Below are 9,214 nucleotides of genomic sequence, written 5' to 3' on the forward strand. Positions count from 1 at the left end.
ATTGCTGGATATTATGCGGTCTTGGCGCCCGAAGCCAGCTTGGCTTTGCCCAGCTTGTCTTCCTGAAGCACGGTCTTGAGGCGGGCCACCTGGCGGCGTGATTTTTTGAGCTCGGTGGGCTTGGGCAGCCCCTGGGTGGAATGGCGGATGGTCAGATGAAAGAGATTCTGCCCCTCATCCTTGAGCTTCTGCTCCACCTCGGCCCGGGTCATTTGGCGAAGTTCTTTTACCTTGGCCATGTTATATTACCTTTATGGTGCGATCGCGCTCGACGATCTTGGTTTTAATGGGCAGTTTGTGGGAAGCCAGGCCCAGGGCCTTCTTGGCTGATTCCGGGGGAATGCCGCCGATCTCGAACATCACCCGGCCCGGCTTGATCACCGCCACCCAGTGGTCCGGGGCGCCCTTGCCCTTTCCCATCCGGGTCTCGGCCGGTTTTTTGGTGGACGGGTGGTCGGGGAATATCCTGATCCATACCCGGCCGCCCTTTTTGGTGAAGCGGGTCAAGGCCACCCGGGCGGATTCTATCTGGCGGTCGGTGATCCAGGCGGATTCGGTGGCCATCAGCCCCTGATCTCCGAATTCCACGAACTGGCCCCGGCTGGCCGTCCCGGTCATGCGCCCCCGGTGCTGTTTACGGTGTTTTACCCTTTTTGGCATCAACATTTGTGTGCTATCTCCAAAGTATCAAAAAGACTTGATGGTGTAGAAATATTTTTCCAGGTTTATTAAGGATTGGCCTTTTATTTGACAGGATTTACCGGATTTTTATTTAAGATCAATTCCGGGAAATCATGTTAATCCTGTCAATTCCGCTCTTGGTGTTACTGTCTGACGGCCTGGCGGGGCGGCAACTGCTCGCCCTTGAATATCCAGACCTTGATCCCGATGCATCCGAAAGTGGTGTGCGAGGTGGCGGTGCCGTAGTCGATGTCGGCCCTTAAGGTGTGCAGGGGAACCCGGCCTTCGCGGTAGGTCTCGGTCCGGGCGATCTCGGCTCCGCCCAGGCGGCCGCCGCAGGAGATCTTGATCCCCTGGGCTCCCATCCTTAATGATCCCTGGACCGCCTTCTTCATGGCCCGGCGGAAGGAGATCCGCTGTTCCAGCTGGCGGGCGATGGAATCGGCCACCAGCATCGAATTGATCTCGGGAACCTTGACCTCGGCGATGTTCAGGTGCACTTCCTTCTGTCCGGTCAGCAGCTGGACCTCGGCCTTGAGCTTTTCGATGTCGGCTCCCTTGCGGCCGATCACGATCCCGGGGCGCGAAGTGTGGACGGTGATGGTGGCCCTTTTGGGGGTGCGCTCTATCTCGATCTTGGCCAGGCCGGCGTTGGCCAGCTTCTGCCGGATGTACTGGCGGATCTTCTGATCTTCTTCCAAAAGATCGGGAAAGTCTTTTTTGGCGAACCAGCGGGAATCCCAGGTCTTGATGATCCCCAGCCTTAACCCGATCGGATTTGTCTTTTGACCCAAGGCTTATTCCTCCGTATCTTGTTTTGGTTGACCGTCGGAAACCCGCACCGTCAGATGGCTGGTCCGCTTCAAACGGCGGTCAGCCCGGCCCCGGGCCCGGGGTCTCATTCTTTTCCAGGTAGCGCCTTCATCCACCCTGATCTCGGAGACCTTGAGGGTGTCGGGATCGAACTTGGCCTTGCCGGCCTGTTCCACCGCCGATGCTACCGCCGACTGGATGGCCTTCAGGATCAGGGGGCTGGCAGCCCGGGGCACGAAGCGCAGGATGGACAGGGCCTGGTTGCAGTTCTTTCCCCGCACCAGGTCGGCCACTATCCGCATCTTGCGCGGGGTGACCCTGACGAATTTTTGTCTGGCTAAAGCTTCCATAATACTCAATAGTGTTTATTTATTTTTTGGCCGGGGCTGCCGCCGGGGCTGCTCCGGGAGCTGCTCCGGGAGCGGTTGTGGTTTCGGTCTTCTTGCCGCCCTTTTTGTCTACTTCCTTGCCGGCCGCGCCGTGCTTGCGGAAGGTGCGGGTGGGGGAGAACTCTCCCAGCTTATGGCCGACCATGTTCTCGCTGACATAGACCGGTATGAACTTGTTGCCGTTGTGGACCGAAATGGTGAACCCCACGAATTCCGGGGGGATCATGGAACGCCGGGCCCAGGTCTTGATCACCTTCTTGTCGCGGGCGGCGTGCATGGCTTCGATCTTGGCAAACAGCTTGGCATCGATGAAGGGTCCTTTTTTTAGGGAGCGGGACATTACTTTCTCCTCTTGACTATAAACTTGCTGGAAAGTTTTTTACGGTTGCGGGTCTTCTTGCCTTTGGATAGGAGTCCGGTGGGTCCGCAGGGGTGGCGTCCGCCCGAGGACTTGCCTTCGCCGCCGCCCATCGGGTGGTCGTGGGGGTTCTTGACCACGCCCCGGCTGTGGGGCTTGACCCCCAGCCAGCGGTTGCGGCCGGCCTTGCCGATGGAGATGTTCTCATGTTCCAGGTTGCCCACCTGTCCTACGGTGGCCAGGCATTCCAGGCTGATCATCCGCACTTCGCCCGAAGGCATCCGCAGCTGGGCGTAGCCGGCTTCCTTGGCCAGCAGCTGGGCCGATCCTCCGGCGGTGCGCACCATCTGGCCGCCCCGGCCCTTGGTGACCTCGATGTTGTGGACCGAGGTTCCCATGGGGATCTCGGACAGGGGCAGGGCGTTGCCGTTCTTGATCTCGGAGCCGGGGCCGGACATCACCTTGTCGCCCAGCTTCAGCCCCAGCGGGGCCATGATGTAGCGCCATTCTCCGTCGGCGTACTTCAGCAGGGCCAGCCTGGCCGAGCGGTTGGGATCGTACTCGATGGCGGCCACCGTGGCGGCGATCCCGAATTTATCGCGCCGGAAATCTATCATCCGGTAGGCCCGTTTGTGCCCTCCTCCGCGGTGGTCGGCGGTCACCCGTCCGTGATTGTTGCGTCCCCCGCTTTTGCGCATGGCCTTCCTCAGGCTTTTGGGAGCCAGAGGCTTGGTCAGCTCTTCAAAGGTGTAGCCGGTGCGGTGCCTTAATCCGGGAGTTACCGGTTTATAAGACTTGATCCCCATTTATGTATCGTCTCCTAGTATTGCTGGTGCTTGAAAAATCATTTTTAACCAAGACCCGGGAAAACTAAACCCCGTCGCCGATATCCAGCTTCTGGTCCTTGGCCAGGGTCACCACGGCCTTCTTCCAGTCGGGCCGTTTGCCCTCGTTGCGGCCCTGCCGTTTGATCTTGCCCCGGACGTTCATGGTGGCCACATCGGTGACCTTGACCTTGAAGACCGACTCGATGGCCCTTTTGACGTCATGCTTGTTGGCGTTCTTGTCGACCTCAAAAGCGTAACGGTTATAAGCCTCTTTCAGGGCGGTGAATTTCTCGGTGATCAGGGGTTTTTTAATGACCTTGTTCAAATCTTTCATTTGTTAAAGACCTCCTTTAAGGCCTCCACGCCGGCCTTGGTGAACAGCACTCTGTCGGCCCGCATGATCTCGTAGGTGTTCAGTTCCCGCACCGGCCGGATGGCCAGCCCTTTGATGTTGCGGCCGGAGAGCAGCAGTTCCGAGGTAGGGGCCACGTCCAGCAGCAGTACTTTCTTGTCGGACAGCTCCATGGTCTTCAGCACCCCGTAGACGTCCTTGGTCTTGCCGCCGGAGGTCACGGCGTCTATCACCGCCAGGCGTCCGGTCTTGAACGAATCGGTCAGGGCCGACTTCAGGGCCTGGCGACGGCTGGTCTTGGGCATCTCCCAGGAATAATCCCGGGGATGGGGGCCGTGGGCCACGTAGCCTCCCACCATCAGCGAGGAGCGGTTGCTGCCCTGGCGGGCCCGGCCGGTGCCTTTCTGCTTGAACGGCTTTTTGCCGCCGCCCCGCACGTCCTCGGCATTCTGGGTGTTGGCGGTTCCCTGCCGCCTGTTATCCAGGTAATTTTTCACTGCCAGGTAAAGCAGGTGCTGATTCACCCTGACCCCGAAGATGTTCTCGGGCAGGTCTATATTCCCTGTCATTTTTCCCTGGGCATCATATAGATTTGCGGACAACATTTTTTATGCCTTCTTCTTTATAATCTTTTGAACGACCAATATCCCGTCGGGGGCACCGGGCACCGGGCCCTTGACCAGGAGCAGGTTCTTTTCGGCGTCCACTTTGACGATCTTTAGGTTGCGGACTGTGATCTGGACATTGCCCATCTGTCCGGGATAACGCCGGCCGGGATAGACCCGGCCCGGGGTGGATCCGGCTCCGGCCGATCCGGGACGGCGCAGGCGGTCGGTCTGACCGTGGGTCTTGGGGCCGCCCTTGAACCCGTGGCGCTTGACCACGCCCTGGGTGCCCCGGCCTTTCATGATCCCGGTGACCTTGACCATGTCGCCCTCGGCGAACAGGTCGGCCTTGATCACCTGGCCGGGTTTGAAATCCTTGGCCTGGGCCGTTCTGATCTCCTTGATGAAGCGCAGGGGAGCCGGGGCTCCAGCCTTGGTGAAATGCCCCTGCATGGCCTTGGTGGTCTTCTGTTTTTTCTTTTCCACAAAGCCCAGCTGAACGGCAGAGTAGCCGTCAAGCTTGCCGTCCTTGACCTGGGTCACTACGCAGGGTCCGGCTTCGATCACCGTCACCGGGATCACCGCGTTGCCCGGCCCGAAGATCTGGGTCATCCCTATTTTTCTGCCTAATATTCCGTTCATTGTGTCTTTTACTCTGCTACTTGTTTACTCTTTGAGAGCTTTAAGCCATCTGCTTACAGCTGTTATAATCCGGTCTTGATCTCGATGTCCACCCCGGCCGGAAGGTCCAGCTTGGTCAGGGCGTCGATGGTCTGAGGAGAGGAGTGCCAGATGTCTATCAAGCGCTTGTGGATCCGCCGCTCGAACTGTTCCCGCGACTTCTTGTCCACGTGGGTGGAGCGGTTGACGGTATAGACGGTGCGGTTGGTGGGCAGCGGGATTGGTCCCGAGATCCTGGCCCCGGTCTGTTTGGCCGTGTTGACTATCTCGGCCACCGATTTGTCCAGCACCGCATGGTCGTATGCCTTTAGTTTTATCCTGATGTTCTGAGCCGCCACTTTTTATATCTCCTCGAGAGTTTTAAATAACCGGTTTGACTGTTGTAGTTCCTATTTCCAATTTATCCGTTTCCCATTTACCCGGGAGGGGTTTTTAGTCGGGGAGGATCTCGGTGACTGTTCCGGCGCCCACGGTCCGGCCGCCCTCGCGGATGGCGAACTTCAGGCCCTTCTCCATGGCTATCGGCGTCAGCAGCTCGCCCTCAATGGTCACGTTGTCGCCCGGCATGATCATCTCCACCCCCTTGGGCAGGGACAGGTTCCCGGTGACGTCGGTGGTCCTAAAGAAGAACTGGGGACGGTACCCGGTGAAGAACGGGGTATGGCGTCCGCCCTCCTCCTTGGTCAGCACGTAGACCTCGCCTTTGAACTTCTGGTGGGGGGTGATGGTCTTGGGGGCCGCCAGCACCATGCCCCGCTCCAGATCCGCCTTCTCGATCCCCCGCAGCAGGACCCCAACGTTGTCTCCGGCCTGGGCGTCGTCCAGCAGCTTCCGGAACATTTCCACTCCGGTCACCACCGTCTCACGGGTCTCGCGGATGCCCACCCGCTCCACCTTGTCGCCCACCTTCACCTTGCCCCGCTCGATACGCCCGGTGCCCACCGTGCCGCGGCCGGTGATCGAGAACACGTCCTCGATGGCCAGCAGGAACGGCTTGTCTATGTCTCTCACCGGATCCGGGATGTAGCTGTCAACCGCGTCCATCAGACGCTGGATGGCCTGGGTCCCGATCTCCGATTTGTCTCCCTCCATGGCCTTCAGCCCCGAGCCCTTGATGATCGGGACGTTGTCCCCGGGGAAACCGTACTTGGTCAATAGATCACGCACTTCCATTTCCACGATCTCGATCAGTTCCGGATCGTCCACCTGGTCCACCTTGTTCAAAAACACCACCAGGGCCGGTACCCCAACCTGACGCGCCAGCAGGATGTGCTCCCGCGTCTGGGGCATCGCGCCTTCCGAGGCCGCCACCACCAGGATCGCCCCGTCCATCTGGGCCGCTCCGGTGATCATGTTCTTGATGTAGTCCGCGTGGCCGGGGCAGTCCATGTGCGCATAGTGCCGCTTCAGCGTCTCGTACTCCGCATGGTGCACGTTGATGGTTACTCCGCGGGCCTTTTCCTCCGGCGCGTTGTCGATATCCTCGTAGCTCTTGGCCTGGGCCAGGCCCAGTTCCGACAGGTACTTCGTGATCGCGCTGGTCAGGGTCGTCTTGCCGTGGTCCACGTGGCCGATCGTCCCGATATTGACGTGCGGCTTCTTACGCTCAAATTTTGCTTTGGCCATGATGGTTTCTCCCAACTAACGATTAAGAAATATTTCTTTTATCATTCCCCGCTGAATACACCTTAGAAGAGGGTTTTAGTGTCTTTAGCGGGAAGGTACTATTGGTTATCTTTATTTTGTTCCGCTTTTGGCCATGATCTCTTCGGATATCGAGCGGGGCACTTCTTCGTAATGGTGGAACTGCATGGTGTAGATGGCCCGGCCCTGGGTCAGGGACCTTAATCTGGTGGCGTATCCGAACATCTCGGACAGGGGGACCATCGAGGCTATCACCTGGGCGTCCTTGCGCTTTACCAGCCCCAGTATCTTGCCCCGGCGGGAGTTGATGTCGCCGATCACCTCGCCCATGTAGAGTTCCGGAACCACCACCTCCACGCTCATCACCGGTTCCATGATCACCGATCCGGCTTTGCGCAGGGCTTCGTTGACCGCTATCGATCCGGCCGCCTTGAAGGCGATGTCCGAGGAGTCCACTTCGTGATAAGAGCCGTCGACCAGAGATACTTTGACGTCCACCACCGGATACCCGGCCAGGATCCCAGCCTCCAGCGCCTCTTTGACGCCCTTCTCCACCGAGTTGATGTATTCCTTGGGAATGGAGCCGCCGACGGTGTCGTTGGTGAATTCAAAACCCAGCCCCTGCTGCTGCGGTTCCAGTATGATCTCCACGTGTCCGTACTGCCCCCGGCCACCGCTCTGGCGGATGAACTTGCCCTCGGCCTTGGCCGCCCTGCGGACCGTCTCCCGGTAGCTGACCTGGGGCTTGCCCACGTTGGCCTGCACCCCGAATTCCCTCATCATCCGGTCCACGATGATCTCCAGGTGGAGTTCGCCCATGCCGGAGATGATGGTCTGTCCAGTTTCCTCGTCGGTCTTCACCTTGAAGGTGGGGTCTTCTTCGGACAATTTTGAAAGAGCGTTGCCCAATTTATCCTCGTCGGCCTTGGACTTTGGCTCCAGGGCCACCGAGATCACCGGGTCGGGGAAGTTCATTGATTCCAGGACGATGGGATTCTTCTTCTCGCACAGGGTGTGGCCGGTCTTGCTGTCCTTGAGGCCCACCACGGCCGCGATGTCCCCGGCCGAAAGCTTCTCCACGTCCTCCCGTTTGTTGGCGTGCATCAAAAGCAGCCGGCTGACCCGTTCGTGCTTGCTGATGTTGCTGTTGTATACTGCCTGCCCGGCCTCGATGGTGCCGGAGTAGATGCGGACATATGATATCTTACCCACGTAGGGGTCGGTGGCGATCTTGAATACCAGCGCCGCCAAAGGCTCGTTGGGGTCGTCGTGGCGGTCTTCGTGCTGGCCGGTGTCGGGATTCAAACCGGAGATCGGGGGCAGGTCGGGGGGGGCCGGCAGGTAATCCACCACCGCGTCCAGCAGCGGCTGCACTCCCTTGTTCTTGAAGGACGATCCGCACAGCACCGGGAAGATCTTGATGTCCAGGGTTCCCCGGCGGATGGCCTTCATCAGGAGATCTTCCGGGATGGGCTGGCCTTCTACGTATAAATTGAGGGCCTCTTCGTCGTACTCGGCCACCTGTTCCACCAGGAAGTTGTGGGCGGCCTGGGCCTGGGCCAGATATTCTTCGGGGATGGGGCTCAGTTTGGGGTCCTCGTTCTCGCCCGCATCGTAGATGATCGCCTGCATCTTGACCAGATCCACCGCTCCGGTGAAAGTCTCCCCGCTGCCGATGGGCATCTGGATGGGCACCGCCTTGGCGGCCAGCCGTTCCCTCATCATCTCCACCGCGTCGTCGAAATCCGATCCCACCCGGTCCATTTTGTTGATGAAGGCGATCCGGGGAATGTGATAGCGATCGGCCTGGCGCCAGACCGTTTCCGATTGCGGCTCCACGCCGCCTACCGCGCAGAACAGGGCCACGGCCCCGTCCAGGATCCTTAATGAGCGTTCCACTTCCACCGTGAAGTCCACGTGGCCCGGGGTGTCGATGATGTTGATCCGGTGCCCGTTCCAGGAGCAGGTGGTGGCGGCCGAGGTGATGGTGATGCCGCGTTCCTTTTCCTGTTCCATCCAGTCCATGGTGGCGGCGCCGTCGTGAACCTCGCCGATCCGGTGAACCTTGCCGGTGAAGAACAGGATCCTCTCGGTGGTGGTGGTCTTGCCGGCATCGATATGGGCCATGATGCCGATGTTTCTGGTCTTATTTAACGAAGAAGCCTGGGTCATTTGAATTCCAACTTTACTTTCTGCATTTTAACCGTCCGCCATCCCTTCGGCCAACGCCCAAAGGAAGGCGGCTGGCTGAAAGTCAATTTCTTTCGTCGGGAACTGCAAATGGCGTCAGGTTTCTCATTTTACAAATCTTAACTTTTTAAAAAGTCAAAAATCTTTTTGTGCTAGTCCGGGCCCGGGGCCTTAAGGACTCAAGAAAAACCAGGGGGTGATTTTTAGAAGCGGAAGTGGCTGAAGGCCTTGTTGGCCTCGGCCATCTTGTGGGTGTCTTCCTTCTTTTTGACGGCCCCGCCCTCGTTCTTGTTGGCCGACATGATCTCTCCGGCCAGGCGGTCGCGCATGGTCTTCTCGGAGCGGGCCTTGGCCGCGATGATCATCCAGCGGATGGCCAGGGCGGTGCGCCGCTCGGGCTTGACCTCGATCGGCACCTGGTAGGTGGCGCCGCCCACCCGGCGGGGTTTGACCTCCAGCACCGGCTTGATGTTGTTCAGGGCCTGCTTGAACACTTCGATCCCCGGAAGCTTCAGCTTCTGTTCCACGATCTCCACCGCCTGGTAGAAGATCTTCTCGGCCACGCTCTTTTTTCCGCTCTTCATGATGTTGTTGATGAAGATGGTGACCATGGGATCGTGGTACTTGGGATCCGGCAGGACCTCGCGCTTGATGACTCTTTTTCTTCTTGGCAT

12 protein-coding genes and 1 pseudogene are annotated in these 9,214 nt (G+C 59.0%); all 13 read right to left on the reverse strand.

The genetic code is table 11. From position 1 onward, the window contains the following. Positions 1-11: 11 nt before the first annotated feature. A complete protein-coding gene (gene rpmC, locus Q7U71_02165) occupies positions 12-239 on the reverse strand; it encodes a 50S ribosomal protein L29 (protein MDO9390559.1) in 228 nt (75 codons plus the stop codon). A gap of 1 nt (position 240) precedes the next feature. Further along, positions 241-666: a 50S ribosomal protein L16 gene (rplP, locus tag Q7U71_02170; GenBank protein MDO9390560.1), complete on the reverse strand. Its 426-nt coding sequence runs from the start codon at positions 664-666 to the stop codon at positions 241-243. Positions 667-824: 158 nt separating this feature from the next. Next, positions 825-1,475, reverse strand: a complete 651-nt coding sequence (gene rpsC / locus Q7U71_02175) for a 30S ribosomal protein S3 (GenBank protein ID MDO9390561.1) — start codon at positions 1,473-1,475, stop codon at positions 825-827. Between the two features lie 3 nt (positions 1,476-1,478). Next, on the reverse strand, positions 1,479-1,844 hold the full coding sequence (gene rplV, locus Q7U71_02180) for a 50S ribosomal protein L22 (GenBank protein MDO9390562.1): 366 nt from the start codon (positions 1,842-1,844) through the stop codon (positions 1,479-1,481). Positions 1,845-1,956: 112 nt separating this feature from the next. Then, positions 1,957-2,223, reverse strand: a pseudogene (rpsS, locus tag Q7U71_02185) (30S ribosomal protein S19). Continuing rightward, positions 2,223-3,047 (reverse strand): 50S ribosomal protein L2, encoded by an 825-nt coding sequence (gene rplB, locus Q7U71_02190; protein MDO9390563.1) that lies wholly within the window; start codon positions 3,045-3,047, stop codon positions 2,223-2,225. Before rplB ends, rpsS begins: the two are co-directional and overlap by 1 nt. Before the next feature lie 64 nt (positions 3,048-3,111). After that, entirely contained in the window at positions 3,112-3,402 is a 291-nt protein-coding gene (gene rplW, locus Q7U71_02195) for a 50S ribosomal protein L23 (GenBank protein MDO9390564.1), read from the reverse strand. Then, entirely contained in the window at positions 3,399-3,989 is a 591-nt protein-coding gene (rplD, locus tag Q7U71_02200) for a 50S ribosomal protein L4 (GenBank protein MDO9390565.1), read from the reverse strand. The genes rplW and rplD overlap by 4 nt, the downstream gene beginning before the upstream one ends. Positions 3,990-4,028: 39 nt before the next feature. Then, a complete protein-coding gene (gene rplC / locus Q7U71_02205; protein MDO9390566.1) occupies positions 4,029-4,667 on the reverse strand; it encodes a 50S ribosomal protein L3 in 639 nt (212 codons plus the stop codon). Between the two features lie 62 nt (positions 4,668-4,729). Then, the gene (rpsJ, locus tag Q7U71_02210; GenBank protein MDO9390567.1) at positions 4,730-5,044 is read right to left on the reverse strand and encodes a 30S ribosomal protein S10; all 315 of its coding nucleotides are present in this window, start codon (positions 5,042-5,044) and stop codon (positions 4,730-4,732) included. Between the two features lie 94 nt (positions 5,045-5,138). Then, the gene (gene tuf / locus Q7U71_02215; protein MDO9390568.1) at positions 5,139-6,332 is read right to left on the reverse strand and encodes an elongation factor Tu; all 1,194 of its coding nucleotides are present in this window, start codon (positions 6,330-6,332) and stop codon (positions 5,139-5,141) included. A 111-nt stretch (positions 6,333-6,443) separates the two neighbouring features. Further along, entirely contained in the window at positions 6,444-8,522 is a 2,079-nt protein-coding gene (fusA, locus tag Q7U71_02220; protein ID MDO9390569.1) for an elongation factor G, read from the reverse strand. 221 nt (positions 8,523-8,743) lie between these two features. Further along, positions 8,744-9,214, reverse strand: coding sequence for a 30S ribosomal protein S7 (rpsG, locus tag Q7U71_02225; GenBank protein ID MDO9390570.1), 471 nt, complete (start codon positions 9,212-9,214; stop codon positions 8,744-8,746).

The organism is bacterium, from assembly GCA_030655055.1.
Lineage (GTDB): Bacteria > Edwardsbacteria > AC1 > AC1 > EtOH8 > UBA5202.